The organism is Sulfitobacter sp. LC.270.F.C4 (assembly GCF_032922545.1).
GTDB classification, from domain to species: Bacteria; Pseudomonadota; Alphaproteobacteria; order Rhodobacterales; family Rhodobacteraceae; genus Sulfitobacter; species Sulfitobacter profundi.
On the sequence record NZ_CP136692.1, the window covers coordinates 2,766,814 to 2,792,992 of the forward strand.

The 26,179-nt window shown below is 59.5% G+C and carries 20 protein-coding genes and 2 pseudogenes; 8 read left to right on the forward strand and 14 right to left on the reverse strand.

Annotated features, from left to right (window positions below; genetic code table 11):
- Together R1T45_RS17435 and R1T45_RS17440 are read left to right on the forward strand one after the other, a co-directional pair.
- Positions 1-1,008 carry a 4-hydroxythreonine-4-phosphate dehydrogenase PdxA gene (locus tag R1T45_RS17435; RefSeq protein ID WP_317389711.1) on the forward strand — a complete coding sequence of 336 codons (1,008 nt, stop codon included), beginning with the start codon at positions 1-3 and terminating at the stop codon, positions 1,006-1,008.
- Entirely contained in the window at positions 1,005-2,516 is a 1,512-nt protein-coding gene (locus tag R1T45_RS17440) for an aldehyde dehydrogenase (NADP(+)) (protein ID WP_317389712.1), read from the forward strand. The genes R1T45_RS17435 and R1T45_RS17440 overlap by 4 nt, the downstream gene beginning before the upstream one ends.
- 952 nt (positions 2,517-3,468) lie before the next feature.
- Here the strand turns inward: R1T45_RS17440 and R1T45_RS17445 are convergent.
- The 11 genes and pseudogenes from R1T45_RS17445 to R1T45_RS17495 form a co-directional block, all read right to left on the reverse strand.
- A pseudogene (locus R1T45_RS17445) lies at positions 3,469-4,595 on the reverse strand (IS3 family transposase).
- 777 nt (positions 4,596-5,372) lie between these two features.
- Positions 5,373-6,140: a hydroxypyruvate isomerase family protein gene (locus R1T45_RS17450; protein ID WP_317389713.1), complete on the reverse strand. Its 768-nt coding sequence runs from the start codon at positions 6,138-6,140 to the stop codon at positions 5,373-5,375.
- Positions 6,140-6,784 (reverse strand): aldolase, encoded by a 645-nt coding sequence (locus tag R1T45_RS17455; RefSeq protein WP_317389714.1) that lies wholly within the window; start codon positions 6,782-6,784, stop codon positions 6,140-6,142. The genes R1T45_RS17450 and R1T45_RS17455 overlap by 1 nt, the downstream gene beginning before the upstream one ends.
- Positions 6,781-8,025 carry a 3-oxo-tetronate kinase gene (gene otnK / locus R1T45_RS17460; RefSeq protein WP_317389715.1) on the reverse strand — a complete coding sequence of 415 codons (1,245 nt, stop codon included), beginning with the start codon at positions 8,023-8,025 and terminating at the stop codon, positions 6,781-6,783. The genes R1T45_RS17455 and otnK overlap by 4 nt, the downstream gene beginning before the upstream one ends.
- A complete protein-coding gene (gene ltnD, locus R1T45_RS17465; protein ID WP_317389716.1) occupies positions 8,025-8,909 on the reverse strand; it encodes an L-threonate dehydrogenase in 885 nt (294 codons plus the stop codon). Before ltnD ends, otnK begins: the two co-directional genes overlap by 1 nt.
- Positions 8,910-8,912: 3 nt before the next feature.
- Positions 8,913-10,193 (reverse strand): TRAP transporter large permease, encoded by a 1,281-nt coding sequence (locus R1T45_RS17470; RefSeq protein WP_317389717.1) that lies wholly within the window; start codon positions 10,191-10,193, stop codon positions 8,913-8,915.
- Positions 10,190-10,696, reverse strand: coding sequence for a TRAP transporter small permease (locus tag R1T45_RS17475; RefSeq protein WP_317389718.1), 507 nt, complete (start codon positions 10,694-10,696; stop codon positions 10,190-10,192). The genes R1T45_RS17470 and R1T45_RS17475 overlap by 4 nt, the downstream gene beginning before the upstream one ends.
- A 70-nt stretch (positions 10,697-10,766) precedes the next feature.
- Complete coding sequence (locus R1T45_RS17480; RefSeq protein ID WP_317389719.1) at positions 10,767-11,738, reverse strand: TRAP transporter substrate-binding protein; 972 nt, start codon at positions 11,736-11,738, stop codon at positions 10,767-10,769.
- 71 nt (positions 11,739-11,809) lie between these two features.
- On the reverse strand, positions 11,810-12,796 hold the full coding sequence (gene denD / locus R1T45_RS17485) for a D-erythronate dehydrogenase (RefSeq protein WP_317389720.1): 987 nt from the start codon (positions 12,794-12,796) through the stop codon (positions 11,810-11,812).
- The gene (locus tag R1T45_RS17490) at positions 12,793-13,545 is read right to left on the reverse strand and encodes a FadR/GntR family transcriptional regulator (RefSeq protein WP_317389721.1); all 753 of its coding nucleotides are present in this window, start codon (positions 13,543-13,545) and stop codon (positions 12,793-12,795) included. Before R1T45_RS17490 ends, denD begins: the two co-directional genes overlap by 4 nt.
- Before the next feature lie 584 nt (positions 13,546-14,129).
- Positions 14,130-15,026: a LysR family transcriptional regulator gene (locus R1T45_RS17495; RefSeq protein WP_317389722.1), complete on the reverse strand. Its 897-nt coding sequence runs from the start codon at positions 15,024-15,026 to the stop codon at positions 14,130-14,132.
- 84 nt (positions 15,027-15,110) lie between these two features.
- Between R1T45_RS17495 and R1T45_RS17500 the strand changes: the two genes are divergently transcribed.
- Entirely contained in the window at positions 15,111-16,292 is a 1,182-nt protein-coding gene (locus tag R1T45_RS17500) for an MFS transporter (RefSeq protein ID WP_317389723.1), read from the forward strand.
- 194 nt (positions 16,293-16,486) lie between these two features.
- On the opposite strand, the pseudogene R1T45_RS17505 reads toward R1T45_RS17500, so the two are convergent.
- Positions 16,487-17,165: pseudogene (locus tag R1T45_RS17505) on the reverse strand (IS3 family transposase); the annotation flags it as partial.
- 284 nt (positions 17,166-17,449) lie between these two features.
- Between R1T45_RS17505 and R1T45_RS17510 the strand changes: the two are divergent.
- Entirely contained in the window at positions 17,450-18,451 is a 1,002-nt protein-coding gene (locus R1T45_RS17510) for an NAD-dependent epimerase/dehydratase family protein (protein ID WP_317389724.1), read from the forward strand.
- A 28-nt stretch (positions 18,452-18,479) separates the two neighbouring features.
- On the opposite strand, the gene R1T45_RS17515 is transcribed toward R1T45_RS17510, so the two are convergent.
- A complete protein-coding gene (locus R1T45_RS17515) occupies positions 18,480-19,334 on the reverse strand; it encodes a GNAT family N-acetyltransferase (protein WP_317389725.1) in 855 nt (284 codons plus the stop codon).
- 12 nt (positions 19,335-19,346) lie between these two features.
- Positions 19,347-20,117 (reverse strand): polysaccharide deacetylase family protein, encoded by a 771-nt coding sequence (locus tag R1T45_RS17520; protein ID WP_317389726.1) that lies wholly within the window; start codon positions 20,115-20,117, stop codon positions 19,347-19,349.
- Positions 20,118-20,320: 203 nt separating this feature from the next.
- Here R1T45_RS17520 and R1T45_RS17525 point away from each other — a divergent pair, with 203 nt between their 5' ends.
- From R1T45_RS17525 to R1T45_RS17540, 4 genes are read left to right on the forward strand one after another with little or no spacing between them, the layout of a single operon-like run.
- Positions 20,321-22,090, forward strand: coding sequence for an ABC transporter ATP-binding protein (locus tag R1T45_RS17525; RefSeq protein ID WP_317389727.1), 1,770 nt, complete (start codon positions 20,321-20,323; stop codon positions 22,088-22,090).
- Positions 22,083-23,993, forward strand: coding sequence for an ABC transporter substrate-binding protein (locus tag R1T45_RS17530; RefSeq protein WP_317389728.1), 1,911 nt, complete (start codon positions 22,083-22,085; stop codon positions 23,991-23,993). The genes R1T45_RS17525 and R1T45_RS17530 overlap by 8 nt, the downstream gene beginning before the upstream one ends.
- Complete coding sequence (locus R1T45_RS17535; RefSeq protein WP_317389729.1) at positions 23,990-25,018, forward strand: ABC transporter permease; 1,029 nt, start codon at positions 23,990-23,992, stop codon at positions 25,016-25,018. Before R1T45_RS17530 ends, R1T45_RS17535 begins: the two co-directional genes overlap by 4 nt.
- Positions 25,015-26,169: an ABC transporter permease gene (locus R1T45_RS17540; RefSeq protein WP_317389730.1), complete on the forward strand. Its 1,155-nt coding sequence runs from the start codon at positions 25,015-25,017 to the stop codon at positions 26,167-26,169. The genes R1T45_RS17535 and R1T45_RS17540 overlap by 4 nt, the downstream gene beginning before the upstream one ends.
- The last annotated feature ends 10 nt before the right edge of the window (positions 26,170-26,179 follow it).

Below are 26,179 nucleotides of genomic sequence, written 5' to 3' on the forward strand. Positions count from 1 at the left end.
ATGACCCCAAGAATTGGTGTTATCCCCGGTGACCCCAGCGGCATCGGGCCGGAACTTGTCGCCCGGCTGCTGGCCGATGACTGCTGCGATCAGGCGCAGATCCTGCTGATCGGCGACCGTCACGTCTTTGAGATGGGGCAGCGCCAAGCCGGGTGCGACCACACAATGACGGCGGTGGACGCGACGGCACAGGATTGGACGGCGCATGCGCCAATCGCCCTGCATGAGATGGAGACCATCGCGGCCGAGGATGTCGTCATTGGCCAAAGCACCGAAGCCTCGGGCCGGTCCACGCTACGGGTCCTCGACCAAGCGCTCGCCTTTGTTCAGGAGGGGGTGATCGACGCGATTGTCTTCGCCCCGTTCAACAAGGCCTCGATGCATATGGCCGGGATCGGGCATTCCGATGAGTTGCATTACATCGCCGAAAAACTCGGCGTGACCAACTATATTTCCGAACTCAACACGCTCGACGATATGTGGACCAGCCGGGTCACCAGCCATATCGCCCTGCGGGACGTGGCCGACGCGATCACCCCCGACCGCATCCAAGAAGCCACCCGCCTGATCGACCGCACCCTGCGGCAAGCCGGTCACGCGCGGCCCCGCATCGCCGTTGCAGCGCTCAACCCCCATGCCGGGGACGGCGGCAACTTTGGCCGGGAGGAGATCGACGTGATCGAACCCGCGGTGCGTCACATGGCAGGCGGTCAGATGGCTGTCACGGGTCCGCTGCCGTCTGACACCGTCTTTCTCAAAGTCACGAAAGGCGAGATCGACGCCGTGGTCACGATGTATCACGACCAAGGCCAGATCGCCCTTAAATTGCTGGGGTTTGACCGCGGCGTGACCGTTCAAGGCGGGCTGCCGGTGCCCGTCACCACCCCGGCGCATGGCACGGCATTTGACATCGCAGGCCAAGGCACAGCCGACCTCGGCGCCACCCGCGCCGCTTTCGAGATTGCCTGCAAGATGGTCAGAAATTCGCAAAAGGAGACAGCAGCATGAGCTTCACCCCGCATGGTAAACATTTGATCGCCGGCACATGGGTCGGCGCAGAGCAGACCTTTGCTTCCGAACCCGCCAGCGGTCCGGCGCATGATTTCAGCGTCGGGACAACGGCGCTCGTCGATCAGGCCTGCGAAGCGGCCGAGGCTGCGTTCTGGTCCTACGGCTATAGCACCCGCGAGGCGCGGGCCGCATTCCTCAACACCATCGCCGACGAAATCGAAGCCCGCGCCGAGGCGATCACCGATATCGGCACGCGCGAAACCGGCCTGCCCGAAGCGCGGCTGAACGGTGAACGCGGGCGCACCACGGGGCAGCTGAGGCTTTTTGCCGATCATATTCTAAAGGGCGACTACCTTGATACGCGGGTCGATCCAGCCCTGCCCGACCGGCAGCCCCTGCCCCGCCCGGAGCTGCGCATGGTCCAGCGCCCGATTGGCCCTGTTGCCGTCTTCGGCGCGTCGAACTTCCCGTTGGCCTTTTCCACCGCCGGGGGCGACACCGCCGCGGCGCTGGCCGCAGGATGTCCGGTCGTCGTAAAAGGGCACTCCGCCCACCCCGGCACGGGCGAGATCGTGGCCGAGGCCGTGCATGCCGCGATTGAAAAATGCGACATGCCAAAAGGTGTCTTTTCCTTGATCCAAGGCGGCAACCGCACGGTCGGCCAAGCACTGGTGCAGCATCCGCTTATCAAAGCCGTGGGCTTCACCGGCTCGCTTGGCGGGGGCCGCGCATTGTTCGACCTTTGCGCCGCCCGGCCCGAGCCGATCCCGTTTTTCGGCGAACTCGGCTCGGTCAATCCGATGTTCGTGCTGCCCGAGGCGTGTAAAGCGCGCGGCCAAGCCCTTGGCGAAGGCTGGGCCGGGTCGCTGACGATGGGCGCGGGCCAGTTCTGCACCAACCCCGGCATCGCAGTTGTGCCGAAAGGCGCGGAAGGCGATAGTTTTGTCGAAGCCGCGACCGCAGCCCTGCAAGACGCACCTGCGCAGGTGATGCTGACTGACGGGATCGCGCAGGCGTACCGCGACGGCAAGGCCCGGTTTGATCGGCGCAATGCCGTCCAGCCGCGCTTGTCCACCGAAAGCGAAGGCCGCAGCGCCCTGCCGAACCTCTATGAAACGGATAGCGCGGCCTATTTGCAGGATCACGAGCTTGGGGAAGAGGTCTTTGGGCCGCTTGGCCTCGTCGTTCGGACCAGCTCAATCGAAGAGATGGAAAGCCTTGCGAAAGGGCTGGAAGGCCAGCTTACGATCACGCTGCAAATGGACGACGCGGATACTGAGACTGCACGGCGTCTGATGCCAATCATCGAACGCAAAGCCGGGCGCCTGCTGGTCAACGGCTTCCCCACCGGCGTCGAAGTGGCCGACAGCATGGTTCACGGCGGGCCCTACCCGGCCTCGACCAACTTCGGAGCAACCTCGGTCGGCACCCTGTCGATCCGGCGTTTCCTGCGCCCGGTGTGCTATCAGAACATGCCAGCAGGCCTTTTGCCTGAAGGTTTCTGATCAAGAGGCTCACCCAGTTCGGGCGGGCCACACCGCTTATGAACTCTTGAGGCGTGCGGCATTGGCTGCTGGTTCGGTGGCATTGGCGCGATGGGCGGTTCCTGAGCCAAGCGGGTTCACACCGCTTGGCCGATCTGATCGCTGGGTTGACCGACACCCGTTTATGATACCTTGCAGGAATCCGGGAGGACAGCTTGCGGTCGGGCAACCCGACGCAACGCGTTGCTGGATTGACCACCGGGCGGGAGCACTCCAAAGGGTCGATCGCAAGTAAATTCGGGCCGCCCCAAATGTTGCCCCAAGCCCAAAACGACGAAAGCCCCCGAAAGGGGGCTTAGCTCGTAAATCTTTAATGAGTAGAAAAATTGGCTCCGGCGGTAGGGGCAGGTGCCAGGCAGCAAAGACCTATGTAAATAAAGGAAATTTCCACAAATTCCGGATCGATTCCGGCGGTGTGTAACAAAGTGTGCCGTAACCTGTGCACCGGCGCAATAGTATGTTCTTCAAAAATTGACAAAACGCTTCATTTACTGCTCCGCGGTTGAAGCTAAGCGCTGTCATATATTTCATCGTGCTTAACGGCACATAAGTGCAAGTCTCACCTTTCGACGCGCTGTCAGCGCAACCTTTTGACTATCAGTCATGAACTATGAGCGAAATTATTAAAACTGCACTATAATCTCCTTCTGACTTCATGCACTACTCGCGCTATATACATCCAGGAGAAGGTCTGGGTTGGACCCCTTACCAAGTAACTCCGCTTTCAGATCTCGTAAGATTGGCAACCACTTTTCTCGTCGTCGTTGGAGGTTTGCACTCGGCCTCCGGCGGCCTACAAGATCCTTTTCCGATTCCTCGATGACCGCATATAGATCAGTTGCCAGCGGATCTGAAGTGGTCCCATCTTTTCGGACAGGTTTGCAGCTTCTCTAAGGTGTATCGTGTTTAGGTTTCATGCTGCTTTCGCTCGTCGCACGCTATCCCAATATGCATCGTCGGGCGTCAGCCGATCAAGCGCGGAATGGGGCCGCTCGGTGTTGTAAAATCTCATCCAGTTGCTAATCACCCTGCGAGCTTGGAACCCATCTTGGATTTCCTCAAGGTAGACGGCTTCCTGCTTCAGTGACCGCCAGAGGCGTTCGATGAAGATGTTGTCGAGGTATCGGCCGCGCCCGTCCATCGAGATGCAGACCCCGGCGTCTTTCAGCGTGGTGGTCCAGGCCGATCCGGTGAACTGCGATCCTTGATCCGTATTCATGATCTCTGGCGGGCCGTGTTTGGCGATTGCCTCCTTCAAAGCCTCGACGCAAAAGTTGGCATGCATCGTATTGCTGAGCCGCCAGCTCAGCACCTTCCGGGTTGCCCAGTCCATAATCGCCACCAAATACAGGAAGCCATTCTTGACTGGCACGAAGGTGATGTCGGCGCACCAGACCTGGTTGGGGCGGTCGATCACCATCTTCCTCAGCAAATTAGGATAGACCGGATGCTGTGGGTGTGGCTGGCTGGTTCTGGGGCGTTTATAGATTGCCTCCAAGCCCATCTTTGCCATCAGACGTCGCACGCGGTGGCGTCCCACGATGATGCTCTCCCGGCGCAGATATGCCGCGAACTAGCGTGACCCAAAGAACGGATATTTGGTGAACACCCGATCAATCGCTTTCATCATTTCCAGCGTCGCTGCATCAATCCCGACCGGCGTGTAGTAGAACCCCGACCGGCTCAGGTTCACCAGCTTGCATTGCTGGCTGACGCTCAGCCTAGGATGGTCGCGCTGAATCATCGACCGTTTCTTGAAAGGGCTCACCTTTTGAGCCCTTTCGACAAAAAATCGTTCTCAACGGCCAACCTCCCAATTTTGGCATGTAGCTCCTTCACATCTGCCTCGGTTGGGCCGCTCTGGTTGCCGCCCGAGAACACGTCCGCCATGCCGTCGATGGCCTGCCGCTTCCACGTGCTGACCTGGTTCGGGTGCAGCTGATGCTTCGCGGCAATCTCTTGCACGGTCTTGTCGCCCAGCAGCACTTCCAACGCCAACTTGGCCTTAAACTGATCTGTAAAGTTCCGGCGCTTTGCCATGTTCGTATCCTTCCAAAAGGGTTGGATACACCTTAGCCGACTGTCCGATTTTCTGGGACCACTTCACTTGCAGGCCGCAGCACAGCGACGGTAGGCTTCCGCACACCGCTGACATGTCTCTTTGTCGTGCTTTGCGCATTCCTCGGCGCAAGTTTCGCAGATCTTCGCGCAGAGCGCGGTCCAATCTGTCGAGAATCGCGAACCGCGCGCAAAACTGGCAGAACTCCGTGCAGTCAAGGCAGAGCCTGAGGCACTCGGCCATCGCCGTTTCGCCGATGCAACAATCGACGCAGGCCTCGGAGGCGGCCGTGCAGTCGAGGCTGGCTTGGGTGCAGTCCTTGATGCACTGGTCGGCATCGAATGTCTCCTGTGTTTAAGGCCGGCGGTCCGGCCAAAATGAACCTTTCGGTCGACCATTGCCGCCCGACATTATGACGCAAGGTACCTTCCGTACCATGGTACGGAGTCAACAGGCGATCTGGCATTCAGTTAGGTCACTATGGATAGGGCTGGCTCAATCCGCGCGTTCAATCCCGTCCAGGAACAAACAGCTGATCGTTCTTCCGAGAGGACCGAAGAAACTTAGATCATCTTACGTGGGGCGGTGTTTAATGGCCAGCATTGCAACAGAGTTGGTGAGCGCGGGCTGAAAATCCGATAGATCAATGCCCGCAATCGGGTCGGAAGTCTCCGTGATATGAAAGACTACTGCCGAAATGAAGTTGGAAGGCTCTAATTTCCCGGCTTCACTCGGTACAAAATCGCTGGCCTAGACGACTAAATTTTCTGCGCTTGTTTCAACCAGTTCAGAGACCTGGACGTCGCCCCTTCGGGTTTATATTCTGCCCCGATGGGGGAGGAAAATCCAAACTCCTTGATCACGCGAAAAACATGGTCGAAGTTAATTTCCCCATGATCCGGCGCGCCCCGGTCGGGGACGCTGGCAAACTGGATGTGGCCGATGTGACTTTGCAACTCGGCCAGCTTGTGGGTGAGATCGCCCTCCATCAACTGGACGTGGTAGCAGTCAAACATAAGCTTTAGGTTTCGGGCGCCCACTTCGGCAATGATCGTCATGGCCTGCTTTGTGGTTTGCAGAAAGTATCCAGGGGCATCATAGCGGTTAAGCGGTTCGATCAGAATAGTAATCCCCTCGGGTGCCGCCAAAGCGCAGGCGTATGTCAGGTTCGCCACGAAGGTCTCATGCGCCTCAGTCCCCGCCGAGAACCCCGCCATAACATGGATGTTACGCGCGCCGATGTCGGTGGCATAGGCCACTGCCTGCTCAATGGCAGCGCGGGCTTCGGGGGTACGGTCGGGCAACGCTGACAGGCCGTTGTCGCCCGCCGAGACATCGCCTCGCGCTGTATTCAACCCAATCATCGTCATCTCGGTCTCGACCAGGGCCGCTTTGACCTGCGCGCTGTCTGCGTCATAGGGCCAATGGCATTCGACGGCGTCAAACCCAGCCGCTTTTGCAGCGCGGATGGCGTCAGGCAGAGCCAGTTCGGTCCACAGAAAACCTAAGTTCGCGGAAAACTGCATTAATCGTCCCATTCGATGTCGAAATGTGTCACCAAATCCCGCACCTGCGCGGCGTCGAGCATCCGCGCAGGGATGCCGTGCATCAGCATGGCAAGGCGCGCTGTGTCCTCAAGCTCTTCGATGGCGTTGCAGGCGGCTTCGACGTCCTTGCCCGCGACCACGGGCCCGTGGTTGGCCAGCATCACCGCAGACCTCTTGCCCGCCAGCCCGCGCACAGCCTCGCCCATGGCGGGGTCACCGGGGCGGTAGAAGGGCAGCAGCTTCACACGCCCCAGCTTCATGATGGCATAGGGGGTCATGGGCGGCAGGAAGTTATCGGCGTCCACGTCCGGCATCATCGACCAGGCCACCGAATGGCAAGTGTGCAGATGCACAACCGCCCCGGCCGTGCTGCGGGTCTCGTAGAATGCGGCGTGCAGGGGCATTTCCTTGGTCGGGGGGTCGCCGTCAATCAGCCTGCCGCTCGCGTCAAAATGCGACAGCCGCGCCGGGTCCAGCCTGCCAAAACTGGTCCCTGTAGGGGAGACCAAAAGCCCGCCGTCTTCGGTGCGCGCAGAGATGTTGCCGGTGCTGCCGCCCGTCAAACCCCGGTCAAACATGGATTTCGCCAAAAGGCATATCTGTTCGCGTAGGGCGGTGGTCATGGGGTGGCTCCGTCCAATACGCGGGCGGCTTTCTCAAAGTAATCGACGCTGCCGAAGTTGCCTGACTTCAACGCCAGTACGAGCCCCTCGCCCGCGCGTAGCGCAGGCACGCCGGGATCAATTTCTGGCCCGATTTCAAGCTGCTTTAAGGACAGGCCCTCCACCACCGCGCCAGAGGTTTCCCCCCCGGCGGTCAGCAGTTTGCTGATCCCGTTGGCAGTGAGGATTCGTGCGACTTCAGCAAAGAACTGTTCGAACCTGTCCGCGCTTTCCTCGCGCCCGTATGTATCCTGCGCCGCGGCCACCACCTGAGGATCGGCGGAGCTGTAAATCAGCGGCAGCCCCTCAGTGCGCAGGGCCCAGTCTGCGGCGGATTGGGCGGTGACCTTACCGCCGAACAGCATGTCGGCACTCACTTCCAGCGACGGATGCGCGACCTTGTGATGCGCGATCTGGCCGCGTGTCGCGATCGAACAGGAGCCTGACAGAATGACGCATTTTCCCGTGGCGCCTGTCCAAGATGCTTGGTCCTGCGACGCAATGCCGAAATTGGCGGGCAAGCCAAGCGCGGCCCCAGAGCCGCCAGTAATCAGCTTGAGCCCCTTGGCCGCCGCGCCGATTTGCATCAGATCCGCGTCCTGCAGGGCGTCCACGACAATAAGCCGCCTGCCCGCCTCGGCTTCGCTCTCCAATCTTGCGCGGATGGCGGGTGCGCCGGACAAGACCGTGGCCGCGTCCACATGGCCCACCGACCCTCTCGACTGCGCGGCCAGCACCCGCCTGATGTCGGGGTCCGTCATCGGGGTCAGTGGGTGGCTCTGCATGCCGCTTTCGCTCAAGAGAACGTCCTTTACGAACAGATGGCCTTGATAGATCGACCGCCCCGTGCCCGGAAAGGCCGGGCAGACGATGACCGCGCGGGCGTCCAGAGCGTCTGCCAAAGCTTCGGCAACAGGGCCGATATTGCCTTCCGCCGTGCTGTCGAAAGTCGAGCAATACTTGAAATAAATCTGCTCACAGCCCTGCGCCAGCAACCACTCAAGCGCTTTGAGCGATTGGGCAACCGCCTCTGCCGCTGGGATCGACCGCGTCTTGAGCGCGACCACACCGGCCTGCACATCGGCATCTGCGGCATGGGTTGGCACGCCGCTGTATTGCACCGTGCGCATGCCCGCTTTGGCCAGCGTATTGGCCAGATCGCTCGACCCGGTGAAGTCATCTCCGATACAACCCAGCAGCATCAGCTGTCACCCGGCAAAGTAACGCCACCTGCGCGGGCGAAGTATTTGGCGATGGCGGCGTCATCCTCATCGCCCAAGCCCGCCTCGGACGCTCCGCGAAACTGCGCCAGCGCGTTGGAAGAGACCGGCACTGGTAAGTCTGCGGCCGCCGCGATCTCGGCCACAATGCCGAGATCTTTCAGCCAGATGTCGACCTTAGACCGGGGCGTGTAATCGCCCTCCACCACATGAGGCGCGCGGTTTTCGAACATCCAAGACGTCCCGGCCGAGACTGAGACAACATCCACCACTTGCTGCGGCGTCAGCCCTTGGGACGCACCGAAGGCCAACGCTTCGCCCATGGCGGCGATGTGAACGCCCGCAAGCAATTGGTTCACGGATTTCATGGCCGAGCCCGGCCCCGCATGATCGCCCAAACGGTGGACGGTCTCCGCCATCGCCTCCAAAGCGGGCCCCGCGACATCAAAGGCAGCAGCCCTGCCCGACGCCATGATGGACAGCTGCCCTGCGGCGGCCTTGATCGCGCCGCCAGAGATCGGGGCATCAAGGTAGATCAAGCCAGCGTCCTCTGCCTGCGCCTCCATTTCGGCCGCGAAGGCGGGAGAAACAGTGGCGCAAGAAATGATCACCCCGCCCGGCCGAAGCCGTTCGGCGACAGCCTGTTCTCCGAAAAGGACCGTCCGCGTCTGGTCGGCATTGAGCACCGCACTGACGACCGCGTCAGCCTTTTGCGCCGCTTCCCCAAAGGGGCTGCCGCCCTGCGCGACCAGCATCTCCACCCGCGCCTCGGCGGGGTCAAAGCCGCGTACGGTATGGCCTGCTTTTACAAGGCTCACCGCCATCCCAAGCCCCATTGAGCCGAGGCCAACAAAATCAATCAACATAGCTTACCCTCCAAAGACCCATTCGACCGGCCAGAGCGTGATGGCAGGAACGTAGGTGATGACCATCAAGGCGGCGAATACGGTGAGGACGAACCACACCAATTGCGGAATGATCTTCTCCACCCGCAGGTTCGCCACAGAACAGGCTGCAAAAAGGTTCACACCCAGTGGTGGCGTGATCATCCCAAGCGCGAGGTTCACCACGATGATCAGGCCAAAGTGGACCGGATCAACGCCATAGCTCATCGCGATGGGCGTCAGGATCGGCGCCAAGACAAGGATCGCCGCAGAGGTTTCAATGAACATGCCGACGATCAGCAGCAGGATGTTCACCGCGAGCAGAAAGGCGATCCGGCTCTCGAAGATATCTTTGAACCATGCCGCGATTTCATTGGGCAGGCCGGAGCGTGTGATCAGAAAGGAAAACAGCGCCGCCGCCGAGATGATGATCATAATCGCCGAGGTGGAGATGATCGTGCTTTTCAGAATGTCCGGCAGCGCGCTGACTTTCAGTTCCTTATACAGCAGCATCCCGACAATCAGCGCGGCGGCCACGGCGGCGGCACTTGCTTCGGTCGGGGTGAAAATGCCCGAGTAGATGCCGCCCAGAATGACCACGGGCACGAGCAGCGCAGGCAGGGCCGATTTGAGCGCCGCTCCGGGGGAAGCCCGCCCCATGCCGTCATCCTTACCGATGCCACGCATTCGGCAAATCACCAGCACCAGCGCCATGAGCGAGCCCGCAACGACGATACCGGGGCCGAGGCCCGCCACAAAGAGCTTACCGATCGAGGTGTCCGTGGAGACGCCATAAAGGATCAGGGGAATGGACGGCGGGATCAGAACGCCCAGTTCCGCCGAGGACGCCTGAATAGAGGCCGCAAGCGGCTTGGGGTAGTTGTGTTTGACCATCGCCGGAATGAGGATCGCACCAATGGCGAAAGTGGTCGCGACAGAGGAGCCAGAGACCGAGGCGAAGAGCATACAGGTTAGCACGCAGGTACAGGCCAGCCCGCCTTGAATGCCGCCCACGAGCGATTTGGCAAGCTCAACCAGCCGCTGGGAAATGCCCCCGGCCGACATGAGATTACCGGCAAGAATAAACAGAGGAATCGCCATCAGCGGGAAGCTGTCGATCCCGGTAAACATCCGTTGCGCCACCAACAAAAGCGGCAGGCTGCCCTGCGCTTCAATGCCAATGACAGAGGCAAGGCCGATAGCCACGGCGATGGGCACGCCAAGGACAAAAAGAATTGCGAGCGAAAAACCAAGTGCGCTGTTCATGCTGCGTCCTCCGCATTGCGTGCGATCAGCCAGTCACCCTGCATGGCGCGCACCATCGAGGCGGCGACGGCGATCAGGATAAAGCCCGATCCAACTGGCAGCGCCGCGTAGACCCACGCAATCGAAATATCGAGGGCGGACAGGCTTTGCGGGACAACGCGCAGCGTCATCAGATAGCCCTGCCACAGCAGGACCGAGAAAAAGATCAATGAGCCAACATTGGCAAAGAGATAGACGCCGATCCCAAGGCGAGGTGGCAGCGCGTTTTGGATCACATCGACCGAGATCATGGCCCCGTGCCGGAACGCCACAGCCACGCCCAGAAACACCGACCAGATCATTGCAGAGCGGGTGATGACTTCGGACCACGTCGACGGCGCGCCGAAGGCGAAGCGTGTGATCACCTGATACAGCGCAAGACCGGCCGCAATAACGAGAAAACCGATGGACAGGCGTTGCGCTACGCCCGTGGTGAAGTCTTCGAGACGCAGGAAATAGCGCATGGTACGTCCTTTTGATGTAGGAAAAAGGCTGCAGCAGGCGCGCCAGATCCGCGCCTGCTGCTTTAGGAGATTACTCGACCGCTTGAATGCGCTCGACCAACTCAGGCCCGTACTGATCGGTGTAGATCGTGTAGGACGCCTGCGCCAAATCGGCAAAGGGGGCCTTGTCGATGTCGGTGATGACTTCCATGCCGTTCTCGATCAGCAGTGCCACACCGGACTCTTCGAGACGGTTCACCTCTGCGCGCGTCGCCGCGGCGGAGGCTTTGGCCGCTTCCATGAACCAGCCGCGCTGCTCGTCCGTCAGACCGTCGAGCAAAATGGGCGAACCCAGCACCACCGCAGGCGAATAGACGTGACCGGTCAGCGAAACATGGCCCTGCACTTCCCAAAATTTGGAGGCGGTGATCACGGTGACAGGGTTTTCCTGACCGTCGACAACACCCTGCTGCAAAGCTGTGAACAGCTCGGGGAATGCCATCGGCGTCGGAGCGGCGCCCATCAGCGAAAACGCTTCCATATGCACTTTGTTTTCCATTGTGCGCAGCTTCAGCCCATCCAGATCGGAAGGCGCGCGCACAGGGCGCTGCGAGTTGGTCACATGGCGGAAGCCATTCTCGGACCACGCAAGGCCGACCAACTGGTTTTCGCCGATTTTCTCCAGCAGTTCCTGACCAATCTCGCCGTCCAGCACGTTGCGCGCATGGTCATAGTCGCGGAATAGGAACGGCAGATCGAGGGCATAGACCTCTGGCACGAAGTTGCCCAAAGGACCCGTCGATGTGACCACCACATCCATCGAGCCAATCTGAAGCCCTTCGATCATGTCACGCTCGCCGCCCAACTGGCCTGCGGGCGCCTGAGAGCCGGTGAATTCACCGCCCGATAGCTCGGTCAAGGTGTCAATAAAGGCCTGCGCGCCGATGCCGTAGTGCGATGCTTCGGACAACGCGTGGCCGACAACGATATTGCGCTCAGCATAAGCGGTGCTGGCGGCCAGTGCAGCGAGCGTGCTCGCAAAGGCAAAAATAGTATGTTTCATGTAGGTTCCTCCCAAGGTGTTAAGTCGTCCTGTCGTATCCCTTCGCATCTGCGCAGGGGGTGTGCCTGTTGTCAGGCACTGATCTGAGCCTTTTGGCCCATTTCGTCCTCCAGATAGACCGAGATGATCTCTCCGAATGTTTGCTCTGCACGAAAGCCCAAAGACAGGGCGCGTGCCGTATCGAAATCGCGGGGCCAGCCTGCGACGATATCCGCCACAGCAGGGTCAGGCGCACGGCGGATCAGCGCCACGGCCTCCTCGCCCGCCACAGCGCGCAGTGCTTCGATCTGCTCTCCAACCGTGGCGCTCACGCCCGGCATGGTCATGCAGCGTTGCGCGCCCATTGGCGTGGTATCCAGCGTTGCCGCATGTTCGATATAACCAACAGCGGCACGCGGGCTTGCGAACCAATGGCGCACGTCATTGCCCACGGGCAATATCGCTTCTTGGCCGTTCAGCGGTTCGCGCAGAATGCCTGAAAAAAAGCTTGAGGCGGCCTTGTTGGGCTTGCCGGGGCGGATGCAGATCGTGGGGAAGCGGACACCCACACCATCCAGAAGACCGCGCCGGGAATAGTCGTTTAGCAACAACTCCCCCATCGCCTTTTGCGCGCCATAGCTGGTCAGCGGCGTCAGATGATAGTCATCGGGGATTTTGTCCGGGAAGGGCGCGCCAAACACAGCCAGCGAAGATGCATAGATCACGCGGGGGCAGTAGTCCTCAACGCTGGCAATCGCCTCCAACAGCGCGCGCGTGCCGTCAAGATTGACGCGGTAGCCCTTTTCCATATCCGCCTCTGCCTCACCCGAGACGATGGCAGCGAGATGGACAATCACTTCTGGGCGTTCCGCGATCACACGCGGTGCGACGTCTGGCGCGGAGAGGTCCGCCGCAAAGGCATCCTGCGCACCTGCGAAACCTTCGAGCATTTGCGGGGCGATCACATCGACCAATGTCAGTGCATCCACGCCCTGACCGCCGATCTGGCCTGTTGTCGCAATGCGTTCCGCCAATTTGCGGCCAATCATGCCCGCCGCACCAATGATGGCAACTCTCATATTTTCGCCTCTTTTGTAGGGTTTGCCAGCAACGCGCGGGTGCTGTCGTAAATCCGGCGCTCATGGACGCCCATCGCCTCGGCCAGCGCCTGCGCATCGCGCGTCATGAGCGCTGCGAGAATCCGGCGGTGGTCTGCGATGCTCTGCGCGATGGCGCCCGGCTTGCCGATCGCGCGGCGCCGATCATTCAACTGATAGGAATAAAGCGTCGCGGCGAGATCAGACAAAAGCGCGTTGCCGCAGGACTGATAGATCGCGATGTGAAAGGCCCGGTCCGCGATCAAGAAGTTGACCGGGTCATCCGTCGCCTTTTCCTGCATCTTTATCATATCGGAAAGTGCATCCAATGCTTCGGCATCAATGCGGGCGGCGGCAAGCACTGACAGTCGTGCCTCGACCATGAGCCGCCCCTCATGCACATCCTCGAGCGAATAGTCTGTAACCCGGCCATTCGACAGCGCAGACATGCCTAGATCACCCACATCCCCCGAGACGACCTTCGTGCGTGCGCCCTGCACGATGGACACGACCCCCTTGGTCGACAGGATCAACAAAGCACCACGAATGGTCTCGCGGCTGACCCCCATGGAGGTGGCCAGATCCCGTTCACTGGGGAGGGTGTCGCCAACACTCAGAACGCCTGAAGCGATTAAAGTCGCAATCCGTTCAGCAACTTCGTCCTTAACAGAGCGATGCGCCACCTTTTCCAAAGTCGTATTGCTGTTATCCAGAAACGTCGCGCTTCCCATTCATCCCTCCTGGAATACGGCCTTAACCCTAGCGAAAAAACTGAGCCACTTTGGTATACTGGTATGACGACCATACCAGTATTTTGTCAACTTTATTTTTGCGAGCGTTTGCGCAGCGCGTTCAGGCCCTTTGACTGGGATCAGACATTTTATTGGGGCCACGTATCTGCCATGGCCTTTTGGGCCGGGCTCCATCCACGGTAGCTCGCGCTAAAGGCGGCTTTGCACCGGGCCCGGCGTGTCTATGTGCAATGCGGCATTCGTCTTTCGAAGCCAGTTTCCCCCGCATTGCCGCGTAACGAACGGCGCGGCACTGGCGGAGAGATCATTGGCCCCTGATTGGCCGTATTTTCATTTTCTGGCCGTGTGTCGAGCATCTGCAGCGTAGTTTCGGTTTCCGCCTTATCTATTAGTGTGCCGCTTCCGGCCCTTACCAGCCGCTAGCATGGCACCGCGCTGCCGCGGTGCCGCTTCCAGGGAGCGGACATCTGAAAATATGCCTATACAAGACTGACGGGGAACAACCTTCTGGGAGCCACGCTTTGCTCGGAAGCGCTATACATGATGAAAGGCGCTCGCATGACTTAGCCTCCACCAATTTTCCCCACCCAATCAAGAAAGGCCCCCAGACGCCGAAGACCCGAAACGCGGGTAAGGTAAAGCGCTGAGATATTCAGTGGCTCCGCTGAAAGCTGACCGGGGAACAGTTCAACCAAACGCCCGATGCGGATATCGTCAGCGATCATGAAATCGGAAAAACGCGCGATGCCCAGGCCGCCTATTACCAACTGGCGCACGGCCACTCCATTGCCCGCGGTCACGGCGGGCGGCACCGATACTGGTGCGACCAGACCGGCGAAGCGCAATGTGTTGATATGATCTGGTGCCGCGAAGCGCACTTGCTCCAGCTTTGCGAGGTCGGTTGGTGTTTTTGGCCAGCCTTTGCGATCAAGGTACTCCGGCGCAGCAACTAATTTCCAAGCTGTGCGCCCCAAGGGACGATGCAACATGTCGCTATCGGGTAGCTGGCCAAGCCTGATGGCAACGTCCGCGTGACTGCCGATCAGGTCCACCAGCGTATCTGTCATGTCGATCGACAGCTGGATATCGGGATATCGGGTGCGGAACTCGGCCAGCCGCGGGGCGAGGACATGCAGGACATACGGCACAGGCGCATTCACACGCAATGGTCCGGCAGGGGCTTGTCCGCTGGTTGCTATCTCTTGCAGGGCCTCGCTGCGGTCCAAGATTTCGCGCGCCTCAGCCAGAACAGCAGAGCCTTCGGGGGTGATCTCGATGGACCGGGTGGTGCGGCGCAGGAGTGTGACCTTCAGCTGCTCTTCCAGCCGCGTCACTGACCGGCTGAGAGTTGAGGCCGATACTCCTCTGCGCCGGGCAGATTCTGCAAAACCCCCGTCATCGACGATCCCGACAAAGGCGGCCAAATCCCCCATGCGCAGCAATTCGTGCAGTTTTTGCAACGATCCATTCCAAACTTGCCTGTTCTCGCAACAGATAGCGGCTGGCATATACGGCGTCGACATCAAATTTATTGGAGAAAACCGATGCCACTTGCCCTTTGGGCGCTGACCATCAGCGCTTTTGCCGTCGGAACGACCGAGTTCGTTATCGTCGGCTTGCTTCCCACCATCGCCGCCGATCTTGGCGTTTCTATCCCTTCCGCTGGCTTGTTGGTTAGCCTCTATGCGCTTGGCGTGACCATCGGCGCGCCAGTGCTAACCGCCATGGCCGATCGTGTGCCGCGCAAAACGCTGTTGCTGCTCTTGCTGGGGCTGTTCACACTTGGGAACGCTTATGCTGCCTTTGCGCCGGATTACGGCAGCCTTGTCGCTGCGCGCTTTATCACCGGTCTCGCGCACGGCGTGTTCTTTGCCATCGCCTCGACCATCGCCACCGATCTTGTGGAACCGGAAAAGGAAAGCTCGGCCATTGCGCTGGTGTTTCTTGGTCTGACGGTCGCACTGGTGACGGGTGTGCCCTTGGGGACGTTCATCGGCCAGAACTTTGGCTGGCAGTCAACCTTCCTTGGCGTCGTCGCTTTGGGCGTCATCGGTTTCATCGCTTCTGCCATCTTGGTGCCCGCCAATCTGACCAAAGCTGCCTCGGCAGGAATCAACGCGCAGTTGCAGGTTCTGACCTCACCCCGCCTTCTGCTGGTCTATCTAATCACGGCTGTCGGCTATGGCGGTAACTTCATCGCCTTTACCTTCCTCGCGCCCATGCTGAACGAAGTGACCGGCCTATCCGCAGGCGCGGTTAGTGTGGTGTTGTTGCTCTACGGTGCATCTGTCGCAGTGGGGAACATCGCCGGCGGCAAACTGGCTGACCGCATCGGTGCAGTGGCGTCCCTCACAGTGATCTTTGCTGGTCTTGCGATATCACTGGTCGCACTTGGTGCCTTCCTTACACACCCGATTGCAGCCATCGCGGTTGCGGCCTTCTGGGGCGGCTTTGCCTTCGCCAACGTGCCGCCGCTACAGTCTTACGTCGTGCAAATTGCGCGCGAAGTATCCCCCGGTGCGGTGGATGTGGCGTCCGGCCTGAACATCGGTGCGTTCAATCTTGGCATCGCAGGCGGGGCATGGGCAGGTGGACTTGTCGTGGAAGGCGTCGGCCTTGCCGCAGCTCCTTACATCGCCGCTGGTGTGGTATTTGTCGGGATCGTTCTGGTGCGCCTGTCTGGCCGCCTGAACGCAACAACACCCCAAGCTGTTGCTGCTGAATAACCTCACTTGCCTCGCCGCATCCAATGTGCGGCGGGGCAGACCATTGAACAGGAGGTTCATAGCATGTCTGCCCTAAATCTGATCTACAAAGACCGCATGACTTTTGGCATTGAATTGCCACTGGACCGCGATCGGAGTGAAGTCGGCCAACGCCGTGCCCGCATTGAGGGTCGCCCTGGGGTGCCCATAATTTCCTAGACACCTGCCTCATTCATTTTCTGTCGTTTTATTTCATAGTCAACCGGTGACAGCATGCCGTTGTTTGTGGGCTTGGGTGTTGGATTGCAGAACATCTCAATCTAGTCGAACATGTCCTGCCTTGCTGCGTCGCGTGTGAGGTAGGTCTGTCGCCTGATCCGTTCGCGCTTCAAAAGATGGAAGAAACTTCCCGCAACCGCATTTTCATGGCAATTCCCACGCCTGCTCATGTATTACCTGTCAGGCGCATGCAAAGCATGCTGCCGGGAAGGCTGACAACTAGATCGTGCTTAGTGAGAAACGACTGCCAATCTTTCCCAGTGAATTGCGAACCTTAATCCACTGCCCGGCGGGGTATTACGCAGCAATGTCCCGAGAGGGGGAATGGATCATGACCTGGGCCTTAGGTTTGCGCCGCCAGACCGCGCTCAGTAATGCCTGCAATGCGAGTTCGGATGTCATGCGTGACTGCATTGACCAACCAACGACACGCCTTGAGAACAGATCGATTACAACAGCCAGATATGATCAACCCTCATGCGTTTTGATACACGTGATGTCGGTCACCCACACTCGATCTGGCGCATCAACTTCAAACTGCCGATCCAAGGTATTGTCAGCAACGACAGCGGGCTTCCCTCCGTAACGACCAGGGCGACGTTCACAACCAATCTCTCAATCGATAAGATGGACCAGAAATCCTCCCTTCTGCAAATTTTCAAATCTGTGCCAAGGGTTCTGACGAGCTTTCCTGACAGTCACGGTCCTTGTCGCCTCGTATAGGTATTGAGCTTTGTTGCCTTCCCACCACTCAATTAGTAACAACTGTCAGGGTGCATGCAAATCGCAACCTCTTCGCCCTCCTCTGGGCCCCGTGACACCGAAGTTAGCATAGCCTCATGCACTTCACTCTTCTCTCGCCCCAGAACTCCTGAGTTCTCAGCAACGAGGCGCTTTAAATGAGAACCGCATTTGTTACCGGGTCGTCCGGGTTCATAGGGTATTTTGTCTCTCTGGCCCTTCTTAGATCGGGTTGGCGTGTCGTCGGTATCGACAGCCTTTCGAATTATTATGACCCCAATCTAAAACTGGAGCGTCAATCTCAGCTTTGCGCGTACGGTGAGTTCAGCATCGTGAACGAAAAGATCGAAACGCCGCAAGCGCTGATGTCTCTCTTCAAGGAGCACCGTCCGGAGGTGGTGATCCATCTGGCGGCGCAGGCAGGTGTACGGCACTCGATTGATGTACCGCGGGCCTATCTGGACGCAAATATCATCGGCACCTTTGAACTATTGGAAGCGGCGCGCGCCTTCCCGCCGGCTCATATGCTGATGGCGTCAAGCTCTTCCATCTTCGGGGCCAATAGCGAGATGCCCTACAAGGAGGCGGACAAGGTAGATACGCAGATGTCCTTCTATGCGGCGACCAAGAAGGCGACGGAAAATATGGCGCATTCCTACGCCCATCTTTACCAGTTGCCGACGACGATGTTCCGCTTTTTCACTGTCTACGGCCCCTGGGGCCGCCCCGACATGGCGTATTTCAAATTCACCAAAGCCATTCTGAACGGCGACCCGATAGACGTTTACAATCACGGCAAGATGCAGCGCGATTTCACCTATGTGGATGATCTTGTGCGCGCGATCATCGCCCTGATTGATGCCGTCCCCGATCCGCACAACCCGGTCACCAATGACAGCGTCTCGCCTGTCGCGCCGTTTCGCACCGTAAACATCGGAAATGCTGCCCCAGTTTCCCTGATGGATTTCATCGCAGCGACCGAGGCCGCCTGCGGGTTGGAGGCGTTCAAAACCTTCCACCCGATCCAACCCGGTGATGTGCCCGCGACATGGGCCGACACCACTTTGCTACAGACCCTCATCGGCAAGCAGCATTCGACACCGGTCAGTGAAGGGCTGCAGCATTTTGTCGATTGGTATCGCGCGTTTTACAACGTTTGAGCGGACCAAAGGCGAAGGCTGAGGCGCGTCAATGAATTTTGATGTTGAGCAACACGCATTCCGAATAGAGCATGTCGATCTCGCTTGGGTCCAAAAGCCCCTGCTGACAATATCTGGGCGTCGCGAACGCCCTGACCTCGTCGCAGACAATACCCTCGCGCGCAAAACGGCGATCCAAGGACAAAATTGCAGCCTCTGAAGGCAGGACCGAGCGGGCGATCTGTCTTGCGTGCTGGGCAAAAAGCGGCTGATCCGCAAGATACATGATTTCATGGGTCACATAGTCGTCATGCTTTTTCTGCGGGTAAATCACCATCGTACAAAGCCCCTCAGGGGTCTCCACCGCCAAATGCCGCAGCCGCAGCCCTTGATGGTCAGCAATGATCCGGCGGTCCTTTGCGGGCAAACGGTCGCCTAAAGGTAGCGGGTCTTCATGCACTTGAAAGCCCGCCCCTTGCGAAGGAAGCCAGACCAGACGTTCCCGATCCAACTCCTTCAGCCCTGCCTTTTCCAAGACATTGACCGCCGCTTTTGCACTGGAGAAATTGGTCACCGTCACATCCGGGTCTTGGGTCGCCAAAGCGATCATCTTTTTGCCGATCCCCTGCCCCCGGTAATCCTTGAGCACATACCATGAGGTCATATCGGCCGTGGTTCTTGGCCCCCGCGAAGTTTGACGCTCCGCATAGACCAATCCCAAAACACCGATCAGCTTTCCGGCATCACGCACTGTAATGGCATAGCGCCCCTCCGGGCCGCACCATCTGCCGGCCAGCAAGCCGCGCCAGCTTTCGATGCCCCATTTTGCGCGAACAAAGACCGCGTTCATGAACTGGGCAACTTCCTCGCGTTCAGCGGGGGATGCATAGGCAATGTCTAGCATGTCGGGCTCATTTTATGTGTTGGTCCAAGATATGTGTTGGTCCAAGGATATCCACCGGGTCCCGGCATCCCGTGTCAGTCGCTGCATCAAGGCTTCGGTGAATTCCCACGTGTCTGCATCGGTTTGCAGGTGATGGCTCACGAACCCCGTTGGCTCGTCTTTGTATGTGGTTTCCATGCGGCGCTTTCGCAAATGGCGGACGCATTGCTCCAATGTCTTTTCGACACCTGCAAACTTGGCCCCCTCTTTCCATCGGATCGGGTCGATGTGGCCGTTGAAATGTTGCAACCCCGCGACAGGCTCGGGATGGGGGCGCGCGTCGAACCCCGAAAAGGCGGCATAGCCCCATTGAGGCAAAAGGGGGAGGACCTGTTCGCCGATCCGGTTCCACGGCGGGACAAAGATCGGCAGCAGGTTTGGCAATTGCGCTTGCTGCATACGCCGCCAGCCCTCGCGCAGGTCCGTTTCGATCAAGGCCATATCGCGCAGCCTGCCGACCTCGGAGGCGCGGGTGCCTTTGGGTTCGTGGTTCTTATGCGCATAGCCATGCTGCAAGCAATAGACCTGCGGGGAGGCGCGCAGGCGATCCGCAAGACCGGGATCAATCGCAACCGGGATAACCGCGAGGTGCAAGGGCGCGCCAAAGCGCTCAGACAGAGCAATCAACCTCTCCAAGTCGGCCGTGCAGGCCTCGGTGTCATCGTCGCGCCACCAGAATGTCGGCGTTTCTCCCTGCGCGGCCCACGTTTCAAGTTCTACGTCTAAGTCCGCCCAGGTCGCCAAGAGGTGCCCCTTTCAGGTGCTATCTGCAGAGCAATTGAACCATCCAAGCGGCTCAATGTACACTCACTTTTCCCCGCTGACCCTTTCGGCGCCCGTTAAAGTGAAAGATGGAGCCAACAGCCTCGTGAGACTGGACGGCCCCCCGCAAATCGGCTTCACTCCTTTTGCGGACCGCGCTCTTGCGGACCTAGAATGGGACTGCGATGGCACCTTTATTGGAAGTTGACGGATTGACGATCGGTTTTGGCAAAGCCGACCCGGTCGTGCGTAACGTTAGCTTTTCGCTCAACGCTGGGGAAACGCTGGCCTTGGTCGGAGAAAGCGGCTCGGGCAAGACCCTGACCTGCCGCAGCGTGCTGCGGATCCTGCCCGATGCCGCAGACATCCGCAGCGGCCGGATTGTCTTTGCAGGCGATGACGCGCCGGTCGATATGCTGGCGCTGGCAGAGCCCGCGATGCGCCAGATCAGGGGCAACTGCATCTCAATGATCTTTCAAGAGCCGATGCGCTCGCTCTCGCCGCTGCACCGTTTGGGCAACCAAGTGGCCGAAGTGCTGCGTTTGCATCGCTCCATGGGGCGCGCGGAGGCCAAGTGCGCCGTCCTCGCCAAGTTCGAACGCGTCGGCTTTGCCGATCCGGAGCGGGTCTGGCGGAGCTATCCCTTTGAAATGTCCGGCGGCATGCGCCAGCGCGTGATGATCGCCATGGCGATGGTGGCCAAACCCGACTTGCTGATCGCCGACGAGCCTACGACGGCGCTTGATGTGACAACACAGGCGCAGGTGCTGGGTCTGATCAAGACCTTGCAATCGGAAACCGGCATGGGGGTGGTTTTGGTCACCCATGACCTTGGCGTGGTCGCCAATATGGCCCAACGGGTCGTGGTCATGAACGGCGGCCGGGTCATGGAAAGCGGCAGCGCAGCCGAGGTGCTGGGCAGCCCGCAACATGGCTACACCCGCAAGCTTTTTGCCGCCGCTACCATGATCCCTGAAGTCGCAGCCCCGGCCCGTGCGCTGCCCCATGAAGACCTGATCCTCGATCTGCGAGGGGTGAACAAAACCTATGCCATGCGCAGCGGCGGATGGCGCAAACCGATTGCAATCACCGCCTGCAAGGATGTCAATCTGCAGGTGGTCCGGGGCAAGACGCTGGCAGTGGTCGGGGAAAGCGGCTCGGGCAAGACGACCTGCGCGCGCATTGCGCTTGGTGCCGAGCTTCCCGATCCCGGCGGCGAGGTTCTGTTCTACCCCGAACCGGGCGCCCCGCCCCTGCCGGTACACGATATGTCCAAGGCGCAACGCACCGCCTTTCAGCGTCTAGCACAGATGGTGTTCCAAGACCCTTATTCCTCGCTGTCGCCGAGAATGCGCATCGGGGCCGCGCTGACCGAACCGCTGGACATTCACGGCATCGGTACACGCAGTGACCGGCGCGACAAGGCGGCCCAGATGCTGGAATTGGTGGGCCTCAACCCCGATATGATGACCCGCTATCCGCATGCGTTCTCAGGCGGACAACGCCAACGTCTCTCGATTGCCCGCGCCTTGACGCTGGACCCCAAACTATTGATTTGTGACGAGCCGACCTCAGCTTTGGATGTCTCCGTGCAGGAGCAAATTCTCAGCTTGCTGGAGGAGATCCGTGAACGCGCCGCGCTGAGCTATCTGTTCATCAGCCATGATCTAGCCGTCGTGGCCCGCATCGCGGACGAGGTCGTGGTGATGCGCGCAGGCGTGATTGTGGAACAGGCCCCGCCCGAGACGCTGTTTTATGACCCGCGCCATCCCTATACCAAGGCATTGATCGCAGCACAGCCCGAACCGGACATGGCGCGACCGATTGACCTCGATTTGGTCGCCAAAGGGGCCGGGGCGCCCTCGACCTGGCCCGAGATGTTCCGCATTGATGGGGCGAGCGTGCCGGGCCTGCAAGACATCGGCGCTGGCCATAAGGTCCGCTGTCATGTCTAGGCTTCTCGCCTTGTTGGTCTGTCTGGCCGCACCGGCATGGGCCGCGCCGCCCTTGCAAGAAACGGTCTTTTGGGCGGCCGAAGTGAAAGAAGGCAATTTGCCTCCGATCGCCGAACGCCTGCCAGAGCAGCCCCTGATTGTGGATCTGGAAGCCAAGGGGCGCAGTTTTGGCACCCAAGGCGGCACCCTGCGGACCTTTGGCACGCGGTCTAAAGATGTGCGTCTGATGTCGGCCTATGGCTATGCCCGGCTTGTGGGCTATGCAGCTGACTATACGCTCGCCCCGGATATCCTGCGCGACGTCGAAGTGACCGAAAACCGCAGGTTCACCCTGCATCTGCGCCCCGGTCACCGATGGTCGGACGGCGCCGCCTTTACCTCCGAAGATTTCCGCTATTGGTGGGAGAACGTGGCGCAGGACCCCGACATCACGCCCTCTGGTCCGCCGGACTTTATGTATGTCGATGGTGTCTTGGGGACAGTCACCTTCCCCGATGTTCATACAGTGGTTTTTGAATGGGCGAACGCAAACCCCAATTTCCTGCCGCAGCTGGCCCAAGCTAGCCCGCCGTTCATCTACCGCCCCGCGCATTACCTAAGGCAGTTCCACCAGAGATTCACCGGCCCCGAGGCGCTCCACGAGGCCATCACCAAAGCGCGCGTCAAAAGCTGGGCGGCGCTGCACAACAAGCGCGACAATATGGGCAAATTCGACAATCCCAAGCAACCGACCTTGCAGCCTTGGATCAATGCCACGGCTTCGGGCAGGTCCCGGCAGTTGTTTGTGCGCAATCCATATTACCACCGCATTGACGCGCGCGGGGTGCAGCTGCCCTATATTGATGTGGTCGAAATGACGATCGCCACAGGCGGTCTGATCGCCGCAAAGGCCAACGCGGGTGAAACGGATTTGCAGGCACGTGGCCTCGATTTCCCCGATATCTCGATCCTTAAAAAGGGTGAGGCGGATGGCGGCAACTACCGCACGTTGCTGTGGGAGAACGGGGCGGCAAGCCAAATCGCGATTTTTCCAAACCTCAACTTCGCCGACCCGGTCTGGCAGGAGGTGATGCGCGATGTGAGGTTTCGCCGCGCCCTCAGCCACGGCATTGACCGGCATATGATCAACCGCGCGCTTTATTTCGGACTGGCTAAAGAAGCCGGTATGACGGCGCTGTCGACTAGCCCTCTGCACGATCCCCAAAATGCCTCTGCCTACGCCGAATATGCGCCCGCCAAGGCAAACGCTTTACTCGATGAAATGGGCCTGACCCAACGCAGCCAAGCTGGCATCCGCAAGCTGCCCGATGGCCGTCCAATGGAATTTGTCATTGAGACCGCAGGCGAGCGACAAGAGGTAGAAAATGCCTTGGCGATCGTCACCGACACTTGGCGGGAATTGGGGATCAAACTGGTGATGCGGCCACTGGACCGCAATATCCTGCGCAACCGGGTCTATGCCGGCCTCAGCATGGCCTCGGTCTGGTTCGGCTGGGACAATGGCTTGCCCACCGCCGAAACCTCTCCGATGTATCTTGCGCCCACCCATCAAGAGTTTTTCGCTTGGCCGATGTGGGGGCAATATTACCAATCCAAGGGCGAATTGGGCGAGAGACCGCAGGGCACAGCGCCGAACCATCTGCTGGCCTTAGCTGACCGCTGGAACCGCGCGACCGACACGGCCACAAGGACCGCTATATGGCGCGAGATGCTCCAGATTCACGCCGAGCAAGTCTATGGCATTGGCATTCTTTCGGACGCACCCCAGCCCGTGGTTGTCTCAAAATTGCTGCGCAATGTCCCCGAACAGGGGGTCTGGGCCTATGATCCGGGCGCCCATTTCGGGGTTCACCGGATCGACGAGTTCTATTTCGAGGAACCATTCCAGCAGGTTGTCCAATGATGTTCCTCCGCTACGCACTCTACCGCTTTGCCACGATGTTGCTTACCCTATTGGCAGTCTCGGTCCTGATCTTTGTGATCATCAACCTGCCGCCGGGCGACTTCCTGTCCAACCAGATCGCCGAATTGCGCGCAACCGGTCAGGCCGAAGGCGTTGCCAAGGCGGAATTCCTGCGCAGCGAATATGCGCTCGATCGCCCGCTTTGGGAGCAATACCTGATCTGGGTGGGCTTTGCCCCCGGCCCGCAGGGATTTTCCGGTCTGATTCAAGGCGATTTTGGCTGGTCTTTTGAATTTGATCGCCCCGTCGGCGAGATCGTCGGGGATGCGCTGTGGCTGACGGTCTTGATCAATCTGGCCGCTGTGCTCTTTGTCTATGCCGTGGCTTTGCCCTTGGGTGTCTTTGCTGCCGCCAAGGCCGAGACTTGGGCCGATTACACGGCAGGGTTCGTTGGCTATCTGGGCCTTGCGACGCCGAACTTCCTCTTGGCGCTGATCTTGTTTTATTACGGTCATAAATACCTCGACCTGCCGATTGGCGGGCTGATGGACCCGGCGTTCGAGGGCGCTCCGATGTCTTGGCCCAAGGTTAAATCCATCCTGTTGCATATGATCGTTCCCACCTTTGTCATCGGCACATCAGGTGCGGCTGCGATGATGCAAAGGCTGCGCGCGAATATGCTGGATGAACTGAGCAAACCCTATGTCGAGACCGCCAAGGCCAAGGGCATGGGCCCAGCGCGTCTGCTTGCCAAATACCCGCTGCGCATGGCCTTCAATCCCTTTGTGGCGGATATCGGCAACCTGCTGCCCGCGATGGTCTCGGGGTCGGTCTTGGTCTCGGTTGTGCTGGGCCTGCAGACGATCGGACCGTTCCTGCTGACTGCGCTCAAGTCGCAAGACCAGTTTCTGGCCGGTTTTGTGCTGATGTTTGTGGCCTTACTGACGCTGATCGGCACGATGGTTTCTGACATGCTGCTGGTGCTGCTTGATCCGCGCATTCGCTATGGGGGGCGCGCCAAATGAGTACCCAGCCTTCCAATCGTTTTGTCGACACGACACCTTGGGTCGATAGCCCAGACATCTCGGCGCCAGAGCGGTCGGATATGGACGCGCCCGCATGGCGTCTGATGTGGCGCAGTTTTCGCCGTCACAAACTGGCGCTGATCTCCGGCATCTTCCTGCTCTGCGCCTATCTGATCCTGCCCATCGCGGGATTTATCGCGCCCTATACACCCAACGAACGCAGCGCCGATTACCTCTACGCCCCGCCGCAAAGCATCAACCTTTGGCATGAGGGGTCTTTCATTGGTCCCTATATCTATCCGATCACTGCTGAGGCCGATCTGGAGAATTACCGCTGGCGATATACCACCGATGAGGCCCAGCCCCTGCCCTTGCGGTTTTTCTGCGAGGGCCAAAGCTACAAGCTTTTTGGCCTGATCCCCTCGGACACTCATCTTGTCTGTGCACCCGAGGGCGCAAGCCTGTTTCTGTGGGGCTCTGACCGGCTGGGCCGCGATGTGTTCAGCAGGATATTATACGGCGCGCAATTGTCGCTCACCGTAGGGCTGATTGGCATTTCCGTGTCCTTCGCACTTGGGATAAGCTTTGGGGCAATGGCGGGTTATTTTGGCGGCAAGACCGATTGGATCATCAACCGCGCCATCGAGATCTTGCGCAGCCTGCCCGAATTGCCGCTCTGGCTGGCCCTCTCGGCGGCGGTGCCTTCCAGTTGGGGGCCGGTGGCGGTGTTTTTCATCATTTCAATCATTCTCGGCATTCTCGACTGGCCCGGGCTGGCGCGGTCGGTGCGGGCCAAATTTCTGTCGCTGCGCGAAGAGGAATACGTCAAGGCCGCCGAGATGATGGGCGCCAAGCCGGGTCGAGTCATTCGCCGCCATTTGTTGCCCAACTTCATGTCGCATCTGATTGCCAGTGCGACCCTGTCGATCCCCGCCATGATCTTGGGTGAAACGGCGCTGAGTTACCTTGGCCTCGGCCTGCGTGCGCCCGCCGTCAGCTGGGGCGTAATGCTGAATGATGCCCAAAACCTCGCCAGCATCGAGATCTACTGGTGGACGGCCATTCCGATGCTGCCGATCATCGTCGTGGTCCTGGCGTTCAACTTTCTCGGCGATGGGCTCCGTGCCTCTTTGGACCCTTACAAGAATTGATCCGGGCGCC